Source organism: Oceanirhabdus sp. W0125-5, from assembly GCF_027938815.1.
GTDB lineage: Bacteria > Bacillota > Clostridia > Clostridiales > Clostridiaceae > Oceanirhabdus.
This window is the reverse complement of the sequence record NZ_CP115913.1, coordinates 4,649,416-4,669,049: the sequence shown is the minus strand read 5'-3', so window position 1 is coordinate 4,669,049 and position 19,634 is coordinate 4,649,416. Positions and strand designations below refer to the sequence as shown.

Here is a 19,634-nt window from a genome sequence, read left to right as displayed (position 1 = left end):
CCCTTCTCTTTTTGATAATTTAATTATAAATAACATCATTATTAGATTCTAGGTAATAAACAATTATAAGTGTTTTTTACTTAATTTTAACGAGAAGAATAAGTAATCAAAACATGTTCTTAAACAAAGAAATTTTTTATATGTAAAATAACCTGAATAAATTTCAGGTTAAATTTTCAAGTGAAGAAATTAAATTTTAGCTACAAATAAAATTATTTGATATTAGCATGTAAATAATTGTATTTCGATTAAATCAACTAATATAGACCAAATTGAAGAAAAACAGTATTTTACATTTACAAAATATGGTAATATAATTATTATATGTAAAACACTAACAATTATAAAGAAGGTGAAATATTGAGAGAATCAAATTTTTTTAATTACAAATCTACTGCTAAGGAACCGACTAGGTGGTGTAATATGAACGTAATTCATGTATGTACACAACCGGATGTAATAGCTTATGCTCCAGATTTTATAGATTAGGAGGGATTTCTATCAATAGTAATAAGTTTTTTAATTATAAACCATCTTTAAATAAAGTGACAGATTTTTGTGATGATGGTCCATTAAGAATAGAAGTTTGTCTAAGCAATAGAGTTCCATTTAAATTTTAAATAATATAGGAGTGTAGATATGTATAAAAATAAATTTTTTGATTATAAACCATCAAGTAATATAAGAACTAAAATATGTCTTCCAGAAAGACTCCATGTGTATATTTGTAACGAAGACATTATGATGATGTTTGTCTAATTACTGAGCCATAATATTAAGTAGAAATTATAAAATAGAGGAGTTGTTTTTATGAGTAATAAAAAATTTTTTAATTATAAACCATCAAATGTAAGAGCAAAAATATGTCTGCCTGAGAGAGTTTATCTTCAAAATTGTCCATCATTATATGTATGGAATTCTTAATCAAATAATAATTAAAATGAGGAGATGCTTTTATGAATAATAAAAAATTTTTCGAATATAAACCATCAAATGTAAGATCTTATATCTGTATGCCAGAAAGAATTAATGCTCATTTCTGCGATGAGCCATATTTGCCAATTCTTCCTTAAAGATGAATAACAATTATAATTAATAAATAAGGAGAGAGGATTTTATGATTAAAGATAAATTTTTAAGTTATAAACCTTCTAGTAGTATAAAAGGAAGAATATGTTTACCAGAAAGGATTTTTAATTATTTTTGTCCAGATGAGAGATTAAATTACGCTCCATTCGAGTAAAAATAACTAGTACTATCCAGCAGATAATAATTACTATTCTGCTGGATAATTTTATAAGGGTTAGGTACAAGGAGGGGGATTGAATGTATCCATATGTATTAAAAAGTAGCTCACTTCATTTTTTTGATGATTATGGAGTGTTATTCACAGAAATAGGAAATTATATATTGAATGATATAGAGGTTTATATGATACAAAAGTTTACTGGTAAAAATACAATTGAAGATATTGCTAAGGAGATATCAAAGGAAATTGAATCAGATGATATACAGCAAATCCAAGATATTATTATTCAGTTTATAGAAAGTAAACCCGATGCAATATTTATTAGTGAAGAGGAAAATCAGGAACCATTGAAAAAAACAGGAGAAAAAGACTGCAAAATCCCACTTATGCTTACAATTAGTTTAACAAACAAGTGTAATTTACAATGTATTCATTGTTTTAAAAGCTGTTCAATGAAAAATAATAACTCAATAAAATATGAGACACTTATGAATACATTAAAATATCTTAAAGGTAAATCACTGGGGATACAGCTTACTGGGGGAGAGCCTATGCTCCACGAAAAGTTCTTTGATATTTTAAGATTCTCCATAGATAATTTTGATACCACAATAACAACAACAGGAACTTTAATTAATTCTTCTAATGTAGAAAAACTTAAAGGAATTAAAAATATTCAGCTTTCACTATATTCTCATATAGAATCAAAACATGATAATGTAACAACAATACCTGGTTCATTTAAAGAAACAGTAAATGCTATTAATGTACTTTCAAAAGCAGGACTACCAGTAACAATAGCAACTATACTTACTAAGGAAAATATTAATCAGATGGAAGATATTATTGAATTTTCATATAAAAATGGTGCTGGGGCAATTAGATTTGGAAGTTTTGTTCCATGTGGAAGAGGGGTAAGCTTAAGAGAGTCTTGGGTTCTTCCAGAAGAGGAGAAGGATATTATTAAATTGGAACTTAAAAGATTTGCTGAGAAATATAAGGGGAAAATAGGTATTCAAACCTGGGAAGATGAAGAAAAAGATAAAGAATTAGATCCAAAGTATAAAGCTATAGGATGTGGTGCTGGACTTTTCACATGGGCTATAAGTGAAAGAGGAATAGTAAAACCATGTGAATTTCTTGATGATAATGTATGTGTTATTGGTAATCTATATAAAGAACCTGTAGAACATATTGCTAAAGATTATAATTTTGACTCAATGCCTCAAGGATTATTAAAATGGGAGGAGGAGCTTCGAAAAGATAATTGTACAGTAAAAGAAATGTGTCCACAAATAAAAAAATATTATGAAGATTACTGTATAACTAAAAATAAAAAATAGGGGAAGTTATGAAAAGATATCTTTTAAAATCGAAAAAGTTATTTTTTATAAATGTGTTTTTTGTAATTTTAAGTTCGTTTTTATATACTGCTTTAGCGTTTGTATTAAAAGCATTAATAGATGTAAGTACAGAAAAGGATATGACAAGATTCACGAAAGTACTCACATTTACAGTAATATATATATTTATAATATTAATTACAACATATATAAGAAAGATATTTTTAGCTAAATATATTAAATTCAATGTAATCACTCTTAGAAATGATGTTTTTAAAAAAATTATTTCAAGAAGTAAAAAGGATTTTAGCAGTAAGAATACGGCAAATTATATTTCTATTATAAATAATGATATTGAAATTTTACAAAGAAACTATTTTTTTAACTTTTTATTTATATTGCAAGCTGCATGTTCTTTTATAATAGCCTGTGCAGGACTTGTAAAATTGAATGTCTTTATAGCAATAGCAATACTTACATTAAGTCTTATTCCTGTTGCAGTACCTTATATATTTGCAAAAAAGCTATCAGTCATGAAAAAAAGGTATTCAGATAATCTTAGTCAATTTATTAAAATAGCAAAAGATTTCTTATCAGGATTTGAAGTAATAAAGAGCTTTAATATTCAGAATAAAATATATGCTAAATATAATGAATTCAATAATGAATTAGAAAGTTCAAGGTATAAATTTTCAAAGTTTAATGCAGGGATGAGTGTTATTGTAGATGCATTCTCATATGCAGCGCAGTTTTCAGCATATGGAATAGGAGCCTACCTAATTATAAAAGAGCAAATAACAGTTGGAACTTTTGTTGCTGCAATTCAGCTTATGGAATTTATAAGTGCACCTGTAAGGAATATTTCAGGTATTATTGGAAGCTTTAAATCTGTAAAGCTAATAAGTAAAAAGGTTATGAATATAATAGATGAAAAAATACCAGAAGAAAGAGGAACACATAAAGAATCATTTGAGCAATCCATAGAGTTTAAAGATGTTTCTTTCTCCTATGTTGATGGAAAGGAGACTTTAAAAGATATTACATTCAGTATAAATAAAGGTGAAAAATACGCAATTGTAGGAAAAAGCGGCAGTGGGAAATCAACAATTTTAAAGCTTCTATTAAGATATTATGATGAATATACAGGTGAGATTTTAATAGATCGGTTAAATAATAAAGAAATAGAATCCAGCAGTATATATAATTTAATATCAGTAATTCAACAGGATGTTTTTATGTTTGATACTACAATTAAAGAAAACATTGCCTTATTTGAAAACTATGACACAGATACATTAAATAGAACATTTCAAAATTCAGGACTAAGTGATTTTATAAATTCACTTGAACGTAAAGAAAATTCTCATATTGGTGAGAATGGCTCTAGTATATCAGGTGGCGAGAAACAGAGAGTAGCACTTGCAAGGGCACTTATAAGAAATACTCCGATTCTTGCACTGGATGAAGCTACTGCCTCTTTGGACAATGAAACGTCTTTCACCATAGAAAAATCTCTTCTAGAGATGAAAGACATCACACTACTAGTGGTAACACATAAATTATCAGAACATCTTTTAAAGGAATACAATAATATAATTGTGCTAAAAGATGGGGTGATTGAAGAAATGGGAACTTTCAAAGAGCTTATAAATAATAAAGGATATTTTTACAATTTATATACTTTAGAGGAATTATCTTAGGCATAGAGCCATATTCGGTGGCAATAACCCCCAAAATTCAAAGGGAACCTGTTTAAAAATAAGGTTCCCTTTGATATTATGTAAATATAAGCTGCTTATTAAAGCTAAAGAAATTAATTTATATATCATCGTTTCATCACCCCGTTATAGTATCACCATTTGGCGGGGCTTTTATTTTAAAAAATAAGTAATAGAAATGGCAATTTTATATTGACTCTGCCCAAAGGGTAGGGTTTATAATTTTTTTGGAGGGGATTTTATGAAAACTAATGAGGTATGCAGAAAACTAAAAATAACTTCAAAATCTTTAAGAGTTTATGAGGAGTATGGCATTGTTGTACCTAAAAGAGAAGCGAACAATTATAGAGACTATGATGAAAATGACTTGTTTATGTTAAGAACAGTAATTTTATTAAAAGAATTAGGGTTTTCACTTAAGGATATTAAAAATTTGATTGATAATAATAACTATGGAAATAATCAGTTTACAAGAAGTTTATATCTTCAATTGAAAGCAGTGGAAAGAAAGATGTATGAATTAGATGTTGTAAAAAACACATTAAAAACAAGTATAGATAATATCTTAGAATCAAATACAAAACAAAATTATGATACTCTTGTAGAAAAAATTGATATAAGTTTAAAAGAAAATAAGACTAACAGACGGAGGTGGTTAGATATGTGGGGATTTGATAATAAGGCAATAAGATTCGATAAAATGGTTAGAGATAGATCAAATGACGAATTAGGCTTATTTGATAAATATGATGAAATTTTAGATGAAGTAAGAAAAAGAATAATTGAACATAAGTCTGTAAAAGTGGTTGATATAGGATGTGGAACAGGTAATCTATGCGGTGAATTAAGTGAAAAAATGGATGTAATCGGAGTGGACCAAAGTTTAGAAATGCTTTTACAAGCAAGAAAGAAATATAACAAAATGAAATTTAAATTAGGAAATTTTCTAGACAAGCCATTTATAAAAAATGATGTTGATATTGTAGTATCCACTTATGCTTTTCATAGTCTGAATAATAAGGAGAAGAAAGAAGCAATCAAAAACATGTTAGAATACTTAAATGATGATGGGAAAATTATTATTGCGGATTTTATGTTTTTGAATAATACAGAAAGAGAAAAATGTAAGAATGATCTATACAGAAAAGATAAACTAGACTTGTGGAATGTGATTGATAATAAATATTATACTGATTTAGAAGAATTCCAAAAATACATTAGTTCAATAAACTGTAAGATTCATATGGAACATACGGTGAATTTTACATGGATAGTAGAGATTCAAAAATAAGGTTTATTATATTTATACTGAAATTAAGAAGAATATCTTAGTTGCAGTATTTTTTTATTAGTATAAAAGAAGTGCATGATATAATAGGATATATTGCACAAATTTGTTAAAATGTAATGTGACGGGATTATATACAGGAGGTTAAATATGAATAATATTTTGATAGTTGAAGATAACAAGGATGTTTCCTTGATGTTAGAGGAAGCTCTCACTGATGCAGGTTATAAGGTGAAATCGGCCTATACGGGTATAGAGGGTATCAATGAAATTAAAAACCAAGTGTATGACTTGATTTTGCTTGATATTATGCTTCCATATAAAAGTGGGGATGAAATACTGAAAGAAATGCGTAGGTTTTCAGATACTCCAGTAATTATCATTTCAGCTAAAGATATGGTTGGAACTAAAATAGACCTTCTGAAGTTAGGGGCAGACGACTATATTACAAAGCCATTTGATTTAGGTGAAGTGGTGGCTAGAGTAGAGGTCAATTTACGACGTTCACACAAGCAAATACAGGAAAATAAAGTTTTTAGATATAAAGATATGAACCTTGATCACAACACAAAGAGGGTTTCTATAAATGATATTGAAATAGAAGTGACCGCAAAAGAATACATGATATTAGAAATGCTGATCAAACATAGAGGAAAGGTTTTTACAAAAGCAAATTTATATGAAACTATCTGGGAAGAAGAATATCTAGGTGATGATAATACAATCAAAACACACATCAGCAACCTTAGAAACAAACTGAAAAAAGCAAATCCAAATGAACAATATATTGAAACGGTATGGGGCTTAGGATATCGGCTATACAAAGATTAACTTATCTCTTTCTTCACACTTTTTTTTCTAGCTCTTAACCTTTTCTAAACCTTTGGGAGTTAAACTTGAGTTATAGAAAGGAGTGGTGAAGGAAATGAATAAAAATGTTTTGAAAATAAATAACCTGACTAAAAGTTATAATAATGTCAATGCACTGCATGATGTGTCGGTAACTTTGGAAGCAGGTAAAATATACGGATTAATAGGAAGAAATGGTGCAGGTAAAAGTACCTTAATGAGGATTGTATCAGGTCTTAGTTACCCAACAAACGGAAGTATTGAGCTTTTCGGTCATAAAGGTGAAAAAGCTTTACAGATTGAAAGGAAAAGACTTGGATGTATGATTGAATATCCTGGACTTACCCCTAATATGACTGCAAGGGAAAATCTCAAGCTTCACAGAATTATGAGAGGTATCCCAAATAAAGAGATTGAGGAGGAATTATTAGAGCTCGTTGGTCTTGCTGATACTGGTAAAAAGAAAGCAAAAAACTTTTCACTAGGTATGAAGCAGCGGTTAGGAATTGCTATTGCGCTTCTTGGTAATCCTGAATTTCTTATTCTAGATGAACCTATAAATGGACTTGATCCATTAGGTGTAACTGAGATTCGTAAGCTAATAAAAAAATTATGTGAAGAAAAGCAAATGACAATTTTGATTTCTAGTCATAATTTACCAGAGTTGTATCAAACAGCAACTGATTATATCATTATTGACAAAGGTGAAATTAAACAGACATTAACCCTTTCACAACTTGAAGAAAGGTGCAAACGTCATCTTCTAATAAAATGTGAAGAAACAGAAAAATTAGTTGGAATTTTATATATGAAACTTAATACTAATAACTACAAAGTTATGCCAGATAAATCTGTTAAGTTATATGATTATTTGGATGATAAAGAACAAGTATCAAGAGTACTCTATGAAAATGGAATTATCCCTACAGAGTTTTCAAATGAGGGGGACACTCTTGAAGAATACTTTATTTCTGTTGTAGGAGGGGAAAAAAATGATTAATTTGATTCGTGCTGATTTATTTAAAATGAGAAAATCAAAGGCAATTAAGGTTCTATGTGCAATATCAACAGTAAGTGCAGTAATAATGGCTGTGATGGCATATATGATACCACAAGGTAAGATTCATCCTGATTTCGCTGAATTAGGATTTATGTTCTCGGACATAAGTATGATTGCTATTTTAGGTGCTGTAATGGCAGGTGTTTTAATCTGCGGTGATTTTAGTAATAAAACAATACATGATGCTGTAGCAACTGGCAGCAGTAGGAGTACAGTTATAGTCAGTAAAGGAATTGTATTTTTATGTGCAATAGGATGCTTGCTTCTTCCTTATATTATCGTAATAGGGATTGGGCTTAGCTCAGGTTCAGAATTCAGTATGGGTAACTCAGCATTAGGCTTCTTGAACTTATTGACCACCAATGCAGGCACAGTATTATCAGCATCAGAGATAGGGAAGCTGCTGGCAGTTATATTCACCTTGATTATTGTATACATGGCACAACTGAGTATTTGTGTACCACTTGCCTTTGTGATAAAAAAGCCAGGTTTTTTAGTAGGACTTAATTATGGGGTTTCAATGCTTTCAGGGCAGTTAACTGGATTTAGAGAGAGTTCCAAGTTGTTTAAGAGTATTTTTGACTGCACGCCATTTGGAGGAAAATACGTTTTTATTACATTGGATACGGGAATTGGATACATCTTCAAGGCAATTGCTGTTAGTTTGATATTTATAATTATAATGTTCTTTATTGCATACAGAACATTTAGAAGAGCGGAAATTAAGTAATTTAAAGGTTGGTGATAGTGTTGACAATTAAGGTTATTATTTTGGTCATTTTAATTATTATGCTGGTTGTGTATATCGTCTTTCTTCAGCTGCAATTGCGTAATATCAATCGGCAGTTGACTAAAAGGCTAACTGAGCATACACGTCAGCCTATCAGTTTAGAACTGATAAATAAGGAACTAAATACTTTAGCTATCAATATAAATAAATGTCTTAAGGCGGAGGAAACCCTCCGTCTTAAGGGCATTCGTGAGGAAAAACGCTTTAAGGAGTTGATTGCAAATATTTCACATGATTTACGAACTCCTCTTACTGCAATCAAAGGGTATCAGCAGCTTATGGAAAAAGGTGAGCTTTCAGATGATCAAAGAAAAAAACTTGATGTGGCACAGAAACATGCCCTTGAACTGGAAAAACTCATTGGGCAGTTCTTTGAATACTCATATTTACTCAATGCAAGATCAGAGCCCAATCTAGAGCAAATCAATGTGACAAACCTTGTGACAGAGTGTCTTGCAAATGCTATTGCTGTTTTTGAAGAAAAGGAACTTACAGTACAGCTTGAAGAAACACAACCTGTGTTTGCATTGGCTGACAAAGAAATGACAGTTAGAATTGTTCAAAATCTGATACGAAACTGTGCTGTACATTCAGTTGGAACCATTGAAGTAGGTATAAAGAACAAAGAAAATCCGGTAATTTCATTTAGAAATCCTGTGAAAAATCCAGCTGAAGTTGATGTGAATCGACTCTTTGAACGTTTTTATACATCAGATAAGTCAAGGAATCAAACTACTGGACTTGGACTATCTATAGTTAAGATGCTGGCAGAGCAAATGGATGGAAGAGTAGGAGCAACATTGAAAGATAATATGATTGAAATATGGGTTGAGCTGCAGAGTGGTAATAAACTCAAGAAGTGACATGTTTCGGGTGGTGACAGTCCCCTAAAAGGAATCATGTTAAAGATTAAGGAGATACTTAATAGAGACGAATAATTAAGAACATGAAAGGGATGAAAAGCTTGACTAAGTATGAAGTATTCTTACCAGCAGATTATTATGAATTCTATTTGCAAGATGAAGAAGCAGAAGGTGATTTAGCTGATTCTTGGGACGAAGAGGCTGTTAATAGATTATTGGCTATAACAGATGGAACTATAGGTGTTGGAACAGCTAGCGATTATGATGTTGTAGTAGGAATAGATATTACAGACAATGAGCCAGATGATAACTTGAAGGAATGGGATAAAGTTAATGAATGCAGTATAAATATTAACTCAGGAAAACTTGTTGTTGCAGGCGGTGGTGAATATTTTCCTGATGCCAAAAGAATTGAAGTTCCTAAAGGTACATATAGAGTAAGAGTATATTATAGTGGATTGGATGAACTATCTGAAGATAGATATGGAGATGAAGATTATTATAAAGTAGCTTTATGGCTAGATTCTGAGTATAAACCAATTAAAAGATTAAAATAAAACATGAATGTAAAAGACTTATCAAAGGATAGGTCTTTTTTACGGATTGTAGGGAGGTTAGAAAGTAGAATTTGAATAGTTATTAATTGATAATATGGTTAAAAAATACTGAATTAGTGATATAATCAATATATGTGAATGGAGTAAATTGGATTTTCCATAAGAGAAAGGTGAAAAGGAGTGGAGCTAATGAAGAACATATCTATTAAAGAATATAAAAAGGAATACAAAGGGGCAATAAATGATCTGATTTCAGATAATAGTTTTGTAAGAGATGATATAATTGGGTGTTTAGATAGATGGCCAGAGTGTGGAATCCTTATAGAAGATGGAGAGAAGGTGCTTGGGGTAGGAGTATTTACTGGGGTAAATAAAAAGACAAGTATGACCTTATACGTAAAACCATCAAAAAGAAGAGAAGGAATTGGAACAATAATCTTAAAAGCATTAGAAGAGAAGATGAGAAATGCTGGAGTTGAAGAAGCTGTATGTGATTTTAAAGAAAATGATGTGGAACAATTATTTATATATAAAAATGGGTACAAGCAGTGGTTTAAGTCTAATTATATGACTTATACAGGTGGAGAAATGACTATAGAGAATCATGATATTGTAAAGTATGAAGATGAGTATTATGATGAATGTCAAAAGGTGCTTAGTGAATCATTTCATAAAATGAGATTATCAGTAGGAATGGAATCAACTCCTAGCCTTCCAAGTGAAGAAGAAAGACAAGACTATAAAGAGAATGCTGATAATATATTTGTATTACGAGATAATAGTATAATTGTCGCTGTTCTTAGACTTGACGGTGATGAGATAGATGCATTGGCAGTAGACGAGAAGCATCGAGGAAAAGGATATGGAAAAGCTTTAGTAGGCTATGGAGTTAATAAAGTATTAAGCAGAGGGTGCACAAAAGTACCTCTTTGGGTAGTTGAAGGGAATAAGGCAAAATATTTATATGATAAATTAGGATTTATTAAAGAGAGGACACATGAATTTGTATGTAAGAGTATAAAGTAGATATTAAATTTGACATATTTCGGGTGGGGACTGTCACCATAATAAAGGAGAAACAATAGTGGATATTAATAAAAACACACAAAAGAAAGAAAACAAACTATTAAAATTCAGCCCTTTCATAGTAGGAGGAATAATAGGAATTATTATTAGCAGCAAAGGGAGTTCGCTAGGTTGGTTGAGTAACATCAACTTTGGAGTATTAGTTGTAACAATGCTTGTATGGGGATTTATAGAAATAAACATTCATGAATTTGGACATTTTGTTTTTGGAAAGAAAGCAAAATTTAAGCTTTTGAGATACGCATTAGGTTGTTTATATTGGAAAAATGAAAATAATAAAATAAAGTTTCAAGTTAAAATTCACAAAGGCTGTGGTGGGTTTTGTGAAATGATACCGGAAAAAGAACCTACTAAAAAAGAACTTGTATGGTTTATAGCAGGTGGAGTAATATTTAACAGCATATCTTTAGGCATTTTATTATTATTAAAGATCTTTTTAATACAAAAGAATTCGATTTTTATGGATATAGTCAATGGCGCCATATTTATTAATCTTGTATTTATCATTAGCAATGCATTGCCCATAAAGATGGAAAACATAAGTACAGATGGAAGAGTAATATACTCTTTACTAAGGAATAAACCCTATGGAAAAATCTTTATGAAAATTATGAGTTATGACGGAAAAATAATAAAAGGAATCAGACCAAAGGATATAGATATAGACTTAAACGATATTGAGTATAATGCAAAAGAATTTGGACCACATATAAATATTATGTTGTATCACGAAGCTTTGGATAAAAAGGATTATGAAAAACTTAAAGAAATAGTTGATCATATAGAGAAAAATTTAAAACTAATACCTAGTTATGCGGCACAGGAAATATATAATGAATTAGTTTACTATTATTCTTCTATTTTATTAAATAAAGAAAAATGTGAACAATACTATAAGTTAGCGAAAAAAGAGTTAGTAAATGATATGACCCCATTAGGAAGAAGAACTATAGCAGCATACAGTATTTTTATTGAAAATAATATGGAGAAGGGTAAGAAATGTATAGAAGAAGGTTTACAATGCATACATACCCAAATAGAAAAAGGACGAGCATTATTAAATGAAGAATTGTTAAAACAGTTAGCTATAGAGATCCGTAGTGAAGCTTAAGAGAGGAGAAGTTTATGAATAAAAAATTTTTAGTAGTTTGTTTTATGATTTTTATGTGCACAAGTGCTTTGATTGGCTGTGACTTTAATGTGGGATTCAACCAGAACATTGAAGTAAAGCAGACTGAAAGTGCTGAATTTAGTAAAGATATTAATAAAATCAGTATAAACAGTTCATCAACTGATATTAAGATTATTATAACAAAAGAGGATGAGATAAAGGCTAATTTATATGGGACAGCTTCATCAGAAAAAATAGTTCCTGAACTTAAGATAAAAGTAGAAAAAGAAGAGGTTAATATAAGTATAGATTATCCTAAAGTTGTATCCAGTGGTTCAAGCAGTATTGATTTAGATGTTTATATACCAGAAAAGTATAACAACGATCTAGCTATTAGAACTTCCTCAGGAGATATTAATATCGAAGAAATTGAATTAAGCAATTTTAAAGGTGAATCAACATCAGGAGATTATAAGATTAATGATATGACAGCTAAGGATATATCAATTAAAACTAGTTCAGGAAAAGTGACTTTAGGGAATATAGAAGCAGCAAATTTCAATAGAATATCAACATCAGGAGACAGCATCATTGAAAATATAAAATCAGAGGAAATTGTTATTAAATCATCATCAGGAAAGGTTGAGATTAACAGCATAATAGCTGATGTACTTAAAGGTAAATCAACTTCAGGAGATTACTATTTGAATGAGGTTGTTTCAGAGGAAGTAGAGATTAATGCAAGTTCAGGTAAGGTGACTTTTGATAAACTATTGTCTCAGACAACTAAAAGTAAGGCAACTTCTGGGGATTTGAAAATAAAGGAATTCAAAGGAGATTTAATTGTAGAAAGATCATCAGGTAATACTCAGGTTAAATGGATAGAGTTTAAAAATAAGGTAGAGATAGATTCAGCATCAGGAGATGTAATATTAGATTTGCCCAAAAATGCTCAATTCAAGGTTGAGTTTAAAGGGGGCAGTGGTGAGCATGATATAGATTTTCCTATAAAGATTAATGGTGAAGTAGATGAATCTGAAATCAAGGGAGCAGTTGGAGAATCTGATAATTTAATTAAAGTCAGGACTAGTTCAGGGGATTTAAGAATTAATAAAAGATAAGTTAAAGGAGTGAGATATATTGTTTAAAAACAGAGTTTTAGCTGGGGTGGTTATCCTTTCAATAATTTTATTATCTTTTACAGGGTGTAGTGGAAACACAGTATCTTCAGATACACTTAAAAGCTATTTACAGGAGGTTTCTGAGATTAGTATACCAGACGGTGTTTCTATTGTGGGTTTAGGTGAGGCAACCCATGGAAATAAGGAGTTTGTACAACTTAAAAAAGATGTTTTTAGTATCTTAGTTAAGAACTATGGATATAAGGTTTTTGCATTAGAAGGTGACTTTGGTGGCTGTCAAGTAGTGAACAACTATATCATGAATGGAACTGGAACAGCTGAGGAAGCTGTAAAGGAAATTGGATTTGCTATTTACAAGACTCAGGAAATGGTGGATTTAGTGGAATGGATAAAGGAGTATAACACATCTGTTTCAGATGAAGAAAAATTGAGATTCTATGGGTTTGATATGCAAAGATATGATAATAATAAAGCAGGACTGATGTCTTACATAAAAAAGGTGGACAGTGAAAAATACTCTGATTATGATACTTCATTAGCTGATTTAAATGATGAAACTGTTTTTAATCAAGAAGAAAAGAAAATAAAAAAAGGATTAAAAGCTATAGAAAATATCATGAGTGAAATGGAACAAAATAAAGACTCTTATATTACTAAAAGCTCTCAAAGTGAGTTTGATATGGCTTATCAATATGCATTATGTATAAAAGAAAATGCCATTTTAAGAGGTACAAATGTAAATTATAGTGAAGTCAGAGATCGTTTTATGGCACAAAAAGTTCAGTGGATTTTAGCTTATGAAGAGAGTCAAGGAAATGAAAAATTATTTATAGCTGGACATAATGGACATATTGAAAAATCTTCAGCCTCTCTTGTTGGATATACTTCTATGGGGCAGCGTTTAAAGGAAGCATACAAGGAAAAGTATTTTGCTATAGGAACAGAGTTTTATGAAAATAAATTCTTATGCAGGGACGGATCAAGTGGAGAGAGAGTAGAATTTTCAATCAAGAATAATACAAATGATTTAATAAAGATGTATGAAGAAATAGACAAAGAAATTAGTTTCCTTGATATCAGAAGAGCAGAGGAGAATAAGGAACTAAAGAAATTATTATCATCTAAACAAAGTATGGGTAATATAGGTGATGAGTTTAGTTCTATGAGCAAGGTAATAAAATCAGGATATACTATCTCAATGATACCTAAGGATGCTTATAATGCAATTATCTTTGTGAAAAATGCTACACCTACGACAATGTTGAAATAGTAATAGTAAAACGCTCTTTAGAGATTCTAAGGAGCGTTTTTTATCGTTTATAATGGCAATTTATGCTATAATTAAAAATGAACCCCTGGGGGGGGATGAAAGTTTTCATGAGTGAACAAAAGCATATTTATTGATGAGGAATAAGTAATTTACTACAAAATATTAAATTGAGGGGATGAGTATAAATGAGTATAATAAAAATCAATGAATTATCTGGTTTGCCAGAGAAATCACCATCTTATGTAGAAAATCAGTTAGCAGAAAGGATTAAAGATATGCAATCACTTCCTGCTGAAGTTTATAAAATGTTAAATGAATGTTGTGGTGAAATCTTAGATGTTGGGCCAGGTGAGGGAATAAGCAGCATGGCATTGGCGTCAGTCTTTCCAAAGGCAAAAATTATAGGGGTTGAGATGGACAAGAAGCATTTGGTAGGTGCATGGCCTAAGTGCATAGATTACTCAAACTTAGAGTTGTATTGGGGAGCGTTGCCAGGAACACCTTCAAATTCAAAGGTTGATGGGGATATTAAAATTCCACAAGTAGATTGTGAATCTGATCAGTTTTGTTCAATATTGTTTTCATGGACAGGAATGTCTAGAGCAGATATTTTTGAAGCAACTGAGAATTGGCGTCATCTTGTAGGGGAAACCTGTATTTTTGTCGTACCCCGTTTCTGGAGAGAAGGATCTGCGTACCTTCAGAAAGATTGGGATGTTATTAATGAGCTCAGCAAGAGAATAGGTATTTCAACTCCAGAGTGGTCAGGGTATAAAGAAATTCCAGGTTTTTCTGAAATTAAAGCTTATCCACTTTCAAATACTATTAAGGCTCGAGGGTGGATTCTTTGGTTAAGTGGAATTTTTGATTCATTGGATATAAGTTTCTGGGATACTCTTAAGGATAGATGGAAAGAGCAGCCTAATTATCAACTTCCTGAAATATCACTTGAGTTAGAGGTTGTAGTTGCTAAGAAATTGTAAATGATATTGAGGTTTTAGTGAAAAAAAACCTCATTATTAAATGAGGTTTTATAAAACATATTAATCTTCGTTATATACCGTTAATTGCGAGAAAGAAGTGGTAATTAGCAACTTATAGGTTTAATAAAGCATAAAATGTAAAATAATTCAGAAAATTCTCGAAAAAGGATATTATTACTATGTAATTGATGGTATAATTTTCTTATAAAGTTTTGTTAAGTTTTTAACAAGAGATAAGAAAATTAAGTAAATGGGGGATAAGATATGGATACATATAAAGTTCTTGAGATTAAGCAGAGTATTTTTGAAGATAATGATAGACAAGCTGAGCTTCTTCGGGAAGAATTAAAAAAAGAAAAGACCTTTTTATTGAACTTAATGTCATCACCAGGTTCAGGTAAAACAACAACTATAGTAAGAACAATTGAGGCTTTAAAAGATGAAATGAACATTGGTGTAATGGAAGCTGATATTGATTCAGATGTGGACGCTCACACTGTTTCTAAAACAGGTGCAAAAGTAATTCAATTGCACACAGGAGGAATGTGTCATCTGGATGCAGGTATGACCAAGCAAGGTCTTGAGGGGCTTGGAACAGAAGGAATTGATTTTGCAATTTTAGAAAACGTAGGCAACTTGGTATGTCCAGCAGAATTTGATACTGGTTCATCAAAGAATGCCATGATTTTGAGCGTGCCCGAAGGGGATGATAAGCCGCTGAAATATCCTTTAATGTTTTCCATAGTTGATGTTGTATTAGTTAATAAGATAGATGCAGTAGCTAATTTTGATTTCAATTTTGATAAATTCAGAGAACATATTAAAAGATTAAATCCTAATATCAAGGTTATTCCAATCTCTGCTAAAACAGGAGAAGGAATTGAACAGTGGGCTGAATGGGTACGAACTGAAGTGAAAAATTGGAATGAAAAATAGAATATAAAGAGATTTTATTTGAGGGACGAAAAGTAAAAAGTCAAGTATGAGAAATTGACAAAAGAGGTGAGTTCTTATGCATGAATTGGGAGTAGTGATAGAGGTAATAAAAACCGTTGAAAATATTGCAATAAAAAATCAATTAACAAAAATTGATACCTTGGTGCTGCAAATTGGGGAACTCTCATCTATGATTCCAAGATATATAGAAGCTTGTTATCCAGCCGCAGTAGACGGTACATTATTACAGGATACTAAATTAAAAATAGAGATATTGCCAGGGAATGGAATGTGCAAAGAGTGTAAAAAAGTATTTAATCTCCTAGAGAATAATAGTAAATGTCCACACTGTAAAAGTGAACAATGGGAGCTATTATGTGGAAAGGAGTTTATGATTAAGGAAATTGTTGCTTGTTAGAATAAGGTTTAGAAGTTTAAAGAGGTGCTTGGTTAATAAATGTAAATTTATTTGGGGGGAATATTAATGGTGAAAGAAAAAGTATTAGATCTTGCCAATCATATTAATGGAACAAAACGTGGTTCAAAAAGAGAAATAAAGCCTGAACATCCACAGTATAGAATTTTGGAGCCTGTTGTTACGGATGAGATGGCAGATGTAGGGCTTTGTCTTGAATTTCGTAAACCAAAGAGTGTTGAGGAAGTTGCTCCTTTATGTGGTAAATCTTTAGAGGAAACTAAAAGAATCTTAGATGAGTTAGCATATGAAGGTGTTGCCTTAGTTTGTGAAAAAGATGGGGTTGACAAGTACTGGCTTGAGGTTTATGTTCCAGGACACATGGAAATGCTAGTTAATCATCCTAATAAGGAAAAGGTTAAAAATTATAAGCAAATTGCTGAGGCTTTTGAGGAATATGGAAGAAATAAGGCTCCTATGGCTGTTGGAAATTTCCCAGTAGGAACTGGTGTTATGCGTGTTATCCCAATAGAAACTTCTATTGAAGGGGAAACAAGAAGGGCATCATATGAGGAAGTTTCTAAATATCTAAATGAAAATACTGTTTTTTCAGTTTCTGATTGCTCTTGTCGTACATCAAGAGAAGCAATAGGGGAAGGATGCGGACACTTGAAGGAAGACATGTGTATTCAACTTGGGTTTGCTGCTGAATACTATATTCGTACAGGAAGAGGAAGAGAGATAACACGAGAAGAAGCCTTTGATATTATTAAAAAAGCAGAAGAAAATGGATTGATGCATAGTATACCAAATACAGATGGACCAGGAAAAACTCATGCTATTTGTAACTGCTGCGGATGTTCTTGTTATTCAATGAGAAATGCCACAATGTTCATAAATCCTGATATGATACGTTCAAACTATGTTTCACAAATCGATACAGAAAAATGTGTTGCTTGTGGAGAATGTGTTGCGGTATGTCCAGTTAATGCTTTAAAATTAGGTCAAAAAGTATGTACTAAAACACCTATTCCTGAGGAAAAGAGAGAGGATTTACCATCTGATACAGAGTGGGGTCCAGATAGATGGAATACTGATTATCGTATTAATAGAGAAAATGTTGTTAAAACGGGTACGAGCCCTTGTAAAACAGAGTGTCCAGCGCATATATCCGTTCAAGGATATATTAAGCTTGCATCTCAAGGAAGATATAAAGAAGCACTTGAACTTATTAAACATGAAAATCCATTTCCAGCAGTATGCGGACGCATATGTCCAAGAAAATGTGAATCCGCTTGTACTAGAGGGGATCTTGATGAGCCTGTTGCTGTGGATGAGATCAAAAAGTTCATTGCTGAAAAAGATTTAAACATGGATACTCGATATGTACCAAAATTGAGACATGAATATGGAAAGAAAATTGCTATAATTGGTGCTGGTCCTTCAGGGCTATCATGTGCTTATTACTTAGCCATTGATGGGTATAAGGTCACTGTATTTGAAAAACAAAAAGTACTTGGTGGTATGTTAACACTGGGAATACCATCTTATAGATTGGAAAAAGAAGTAATTAATGCAGAAATAGATATTTTAAGAGAATTAGGTGTTCAGTTTAAGACAGGTGTTGAGGTTGGAAAAGATGTTACTATTAAAGAGTTAAGAAGTGAAGGATATGAAGCTTTTTATCTTGCAATCGGTGCTCAAAAAGGAAGAAAACTTGGTTTAGAAGGTGAAGATGCACAAGGAGTTGTTACAGGTGTTGATTTCTTAAGGGATGTAAATCTTCAGAAGGACATAAAACTTGAAGGAAACACAATTGTAATTGGTGGTGGTAATGTTGCTATTGATGTTGCAAGAACAGCTACAAGAGTTGGGGCTTCAAAAGTTGATATGTTCTGTCTAGAAAGTCGTGATAAAATGCCTGCTCTTGAAGAAGAGATTGATGAAGCATTGTCCGAAGAAATTCAAATCAACAATTCATGGGGGCCAAAGCGTATTGTTACAGAAAATGGACATGTTACAGGTGTAGAATTTAAAAAGTGTATTTCAGTTTTCGATGAGAATGGTAGGTTTAGTCCTGTATATGATGAAAATGAAACAAAGATTGTTGAGGCAAGTCATGTATTGATTTCAGTAGGTCAAGCAATGGATTGGGGTGGATTAATAAAAGACACAAAAATTGAATTGAATCCAAATAAGACAATCATAGCAGATTCATTTACTCTTCAGACAGGAGAGCCAGATGTATTTGCAGGTGGAGATTCCATGACAGGACCTAGTTTTGCTATTGATGCTATTGCTATGGGTAAAGAAGGGGCAATTTCAATTCATCGTTATGTTCATACAGGACAGAGCTTGGTTCTAGGTCGTGACAGGAGAGAGTATCATTCACTTGATAAAGATAACTTGAATCTACAAGGATACGATAATATATCAAGACAGAAAACAGAGCATGTAGATGGAAAGAAATCAAGAGAAACATTTAAAGATTTACGCTTTACATTTACAGAAGATCAAATAAAGAAGGAAACAGAACGCTGCCTTGGCTGTGGTGCTACAACAAGAGATGAATTCTTATGTGTAGGCTGTGGTGCATGTACAACCAGATGCAAGTTCGATGCTATCTCACTAGTGAGAAAATATGATGCTGATGGGGTACCATTTGAAAAGCTTAAATCAGTAGTTGTTAAACATATGATTAAGCGAAAAGGTAGAATAGCACTTAAAAAGTTTAATAAACGTGTAAAAGGGATTTTTAAGAGAGAGAAGGCTAAAGATACTTCCAAGGCAGAAAGTAATATAGAAGGTTAAAGAGTTCAGAAGTTGAATTTTAAAAACCTCTTTTGGTTGTTGATACGACCAAGAGAGGTTTATTTATTTTCACTATGCTTGTTTTATGAAATTGATATTTAGGGTATAATTTAGATATATAATTTGAATAAGAAAGTATTCAAGGTTTGGGAGGAAATGAAAA

At 31.4% G+C, this 19,634-nt stretch carries 18 protein-coding genes; all 18 read left to right on the top strand.

The genetic code is table 11. The annotated features are described in order from the left end of the window. Nucleotides 1–360: 360 nt before the first annotated feature. Nucleotides 361–489: a hypothetical protein gene (locus OW730_RS21785; protein WP_271226157.1), complete on the top strand. Its 129-nt coding sequence runs from the start codon at nt 361–363 to the stop codon at nt 487–489. A gap of 628 nt (nt 490–1,117) precedes the next feature. Beyond that, complete coding sequence (locus OW730_RS21780; RefSeq protein ID WP_271226156.1) at nt 1,118–1,243, top strand: hypothetical protein; 126 nt, start codon at nt 1,118–1,120, stop codon at nt 1,241–1,243. Nucleotides 1,244–1,326: 83 nt separating this feature from the next. After that, nucleotides 1,327–2,592: a radical SAM protein gene (locus OW730_RS21775; RefSeq protein ID WP_271226155.1), complete on the top strand. Its 1,266-nt coding sequence runs from the start codon at nt 1,327–1,329 to the stop codon at nt 2,590–2,592. 8 nt (nt 2,593–2,600) lie between these two features. Beyond that, entirely contained in the window at nt 2,601–4,292 is a 1,692-nt protein-coding gene (locus tag OW730_RS21770) for an ABC transporter ATP-binding protein (RefSeq protein ID WP_271226154.1), read from the top strand. Between the two features lie 259 nt (nt 4,293–4,551). Further along, nucleotides 4,552–5,601, top strand: a complete 1,050-nt coding sequence (locus OW730_RS21765; RefSeq protein ID WP_271226153.1) for a MerR family transcriptional regulator — start codon at nt 4,552–4,554, stop codon at nt 5,599–5,601. 147 nt (nt 5,602–5,748) lie between these two features. Next, a complete protein-coding gene (locus OW730_RS21760; RefSeq protein WP_271226152.1) occupies nt 5,749–6,429 on the top strand; it encodes a response regulator transcription factor in 681 nt (226 codons plus the stop codon). 94 nt (nt 6,430–6,523) lie between these two features. Beyond that, the gene (locus OW730_RS21755; protein WP_271226151.1) at nt 6,524–7,447 is read left to right on the top strand and encodes an ABC transporter ATP-binding protein; all 924 of its coding nucleotides are present in this window, start codon (nt 6,524–6,526) and stop codon (nt 7,445–7,447) included. Continuing rightward, entirely contained in the window at nt 7,440–8,237 is a 798-nt protein-coding gene (locus tag OW730_RS21750; protein WP_271226150.1) for an ABC transporter permease, read from the top strand. Before OW730_RS21755 ends, OW730_RS21750 begins: the two co-directional genes overlap by 8 nt. 116 nt (nt 8,238–8,353) lie before the next feature. Continuing rightward, entirely contained in the window at nt 8,354–9,160 is an 807-nt protein-coding gene (locus OW730_RS21745) for a sensor histidine kinase (protein ID WP_333781235.1), read from the top strand. Nucleotides 9,161–9,243: 83 nt separating this feature from the next. Then, the gene (locus OW730_RS21740) at nt 9,244–9,717 is read left to right on the top strand and encodes a hypothetical protein (RefSeq protein ID WP_271226148.1); all 474 of its coding nucleotides are present in this window, start codon (nt 9,244–9,246) and stop codon (nt 9,715–9,717) included. A 189-nt stretch (nt 9,718–9,906) separates the two neighbouring features. Further along, entirely contained in the window at nt 9,907–10,743 is an 837-nt protein-coding gene (locus OW730_RS21735; RefSeq protein WP_271226147.1) for a GNAT family N-acetyltransferase, read from the top strand. A gap of 58 nt (nt 10,744–10,801) precedes the next feature. Continuing rightward, on the top strand, nt 10,802–11,914 hold the full coding sequence (locus OW730_RS21730; protein ID WP_271226146.1) for a site-2 protease family protein: 1,113 nt from the start codon (nt 10,802–10,804) through the stop codon (nt 11,912–11,914). Nucleotides 11,915–11,928: 14 nt separating this feature from the next. Then, on the top strand, nt 11,929–13,035 hold the full coding sequence (locus OW730_RS21725; RefSeq protein ID WP_271226145.1) for a DUF4097 family beta strand repeat-containing protein: 1,107 nt from the start codon (nt 11,929–11,931) through the stop codon (nt 13,033–13,035). A gap of 19 nt (nt 13,036–13,054) precedes the next feature. Next, a complete protein-coding gene (locus tag OW730_RS21720) occupies nt 13,055–14,326 on the top strand; it encodes an erythromycin esterase family protein (RefSeq protein ID WP_271226144.1) in 1,272 nt (423 codons plus the stop codon). Nucleotides 14,327–14,511: 185 nt separating this feature from the next. Then, nucleotides 14,512–15,309: a hypothetical protein gene (locus tag OW730_RS21715; protein WP_271226143.1), complete on the top strand. Its 798-nt coding sequence runs from the start codon at nt 14,512–14,514 to the stop codon at nt 15,307–15,309. Nucleotides 15,310–15,573: 264 nt separating this feature from the next. Continuing rightward, nucleotides 15,574–16,245: a hydrogenase nickel incorporation protein HypB gene (gene hypB / locus OW730_RS21710; RefSeq protein ID WP_271226142.1), complete on the top strand. Its 672-nt coding sequence runs from the start codon at nt 15,574–15,576 to the stop codon at nt 16,243–16,245. A 76-nt stretch (nt 16,246–16,321) separates the two neighbouring features. Continuing rightward, nucleotides 16,322–16,663 carry a hydrogenase maturation nickel metallochaperone HypA/HybF gene (locus OW730_RS21705; protein WP_271226141.1) on the top strand — a complete coding sequence of 114 codons (342 nt, stop codon included), beginning with the start codon at nt 16,322–16,324 and terminating at the stop codon, nt 16,661–16,663. Nucleotides 16,664–16,729: 66 nt separating this feature from the next. After that, on the top strand, nt 16,730–19,471 hold the full coding sequence (locus OW730_RS21700; protein WP_271226140.1) for an FAD-dependent oxidoreductase: 2,742 nt from the start codon (nt 16,730–16,732) through the stop codon (nt 19,469–19,471). Nucleotides 19,472–19,634: the final 163 nt, after the last annotated feature.

What these genes read in the sequence shown, in the direction of transcription:
- OW730_RS21780 (WP_271226156.1), top strand. Translation starts at nt 1,118, where the DNA reads ATGATTAAAGATAAATTTTTAAGTTATAAACCTTCTAGTAGTATAAAA.
- OW730_RS21775 (WP_271226155.1), top strand. Translation starts at nt 1,327, where the DNA reads ATGTATCCATATGTATTAAAAAGTAGCTCACTTCATTTTTTTGATGAT.
- OW730_RS21770 (WP_271226154.1), top strand. Translation starts at nt 2,601, where the DNA reads ATGAAAAGATATCTTTTAAAATCGAAAAAGTTATTTTTTATAAATGTG.
- OW730_RS21765 (WP_271226153.1), top strand. Translation starts at nt 4,552, where the DNA reads ATGAAAACTAATGAGGTATGCAGAAAACTAAAAATAACTTCAAAATCT.
- OW730_RS21760 (WP_271226152.1), top strand. Translation starts at nt 5,749, where the DNA reads ATGAATAATATTTTGATAGTTGAAGATAACAAGGATGTTTCCTTGATG.
- OW730_RS21755 (WP_271226151.1), top strand. Translation starts at nt 6,524, where the DNA reads ATGAATAAAAATGTTTTGAAAATAAATAACCTGACTAAAAGTTATAAT.
- OW730_RS21750 (WP_271226150.1), top strand. Translation starts at nt 7,440, where the DNA reads ATGATTAATTTGATTCGTGCTGATTTATTTAAAATGAGAAAATCAAAG.
- OW730_RS21740 (WP_271226148.1), top strand. Translation starts at nt 9,244, where the DNA reads ATGAAAGGGATGAAAAGCTTGACTAAGTATGAAGTATTCTTACCAGCA.
- OW730_RS21735 (WP_271226147.1), top strand. Translation starts at nt 9,907, where the DNA reads ATGAAGAACATATCTATTAAAGAATATAAAAAGGAATACAAAGGGGCA.
- OW730_RS21725 (WP_271226145.1), top strand. Translation starts at nt 11,929, where the DNA reads ATGAATAAAAAATTTTTAGTAGTTTGTTTTATGATTTTTATGTGCACA.
- OW730_RS21715 (WP_271226143.1), top strand. Translation starts at nt 14,512, where the DNA reads ATGAGTATAATAAAAATCAATGAATTATCTGGTTTGCCAGAGAAATCA.
- hypB (WP_271226142.1), top strand. Translation starts at nt 15,574, where the DNA reads ATGGATACATATAAAGTTCTTGAGATTAAGCAGAGTATTTTTGAAGAT.
- OW730_RS21705 (WP_271226141.1), top strand. Translation starts at nt 16,322, where the DNA reads ATGCATGAATTGGGAGTAGTGATAGAGGTAATAAAAACCGTTGAAAAT.
- OW730_RS21700 (WP_271226140.1), top strand. Translation starts at nt 16,730, where the DNA reads ATGGTGAAAGAAAAAGTATTAGATCTTGCCAATCATATTAATGGAACA.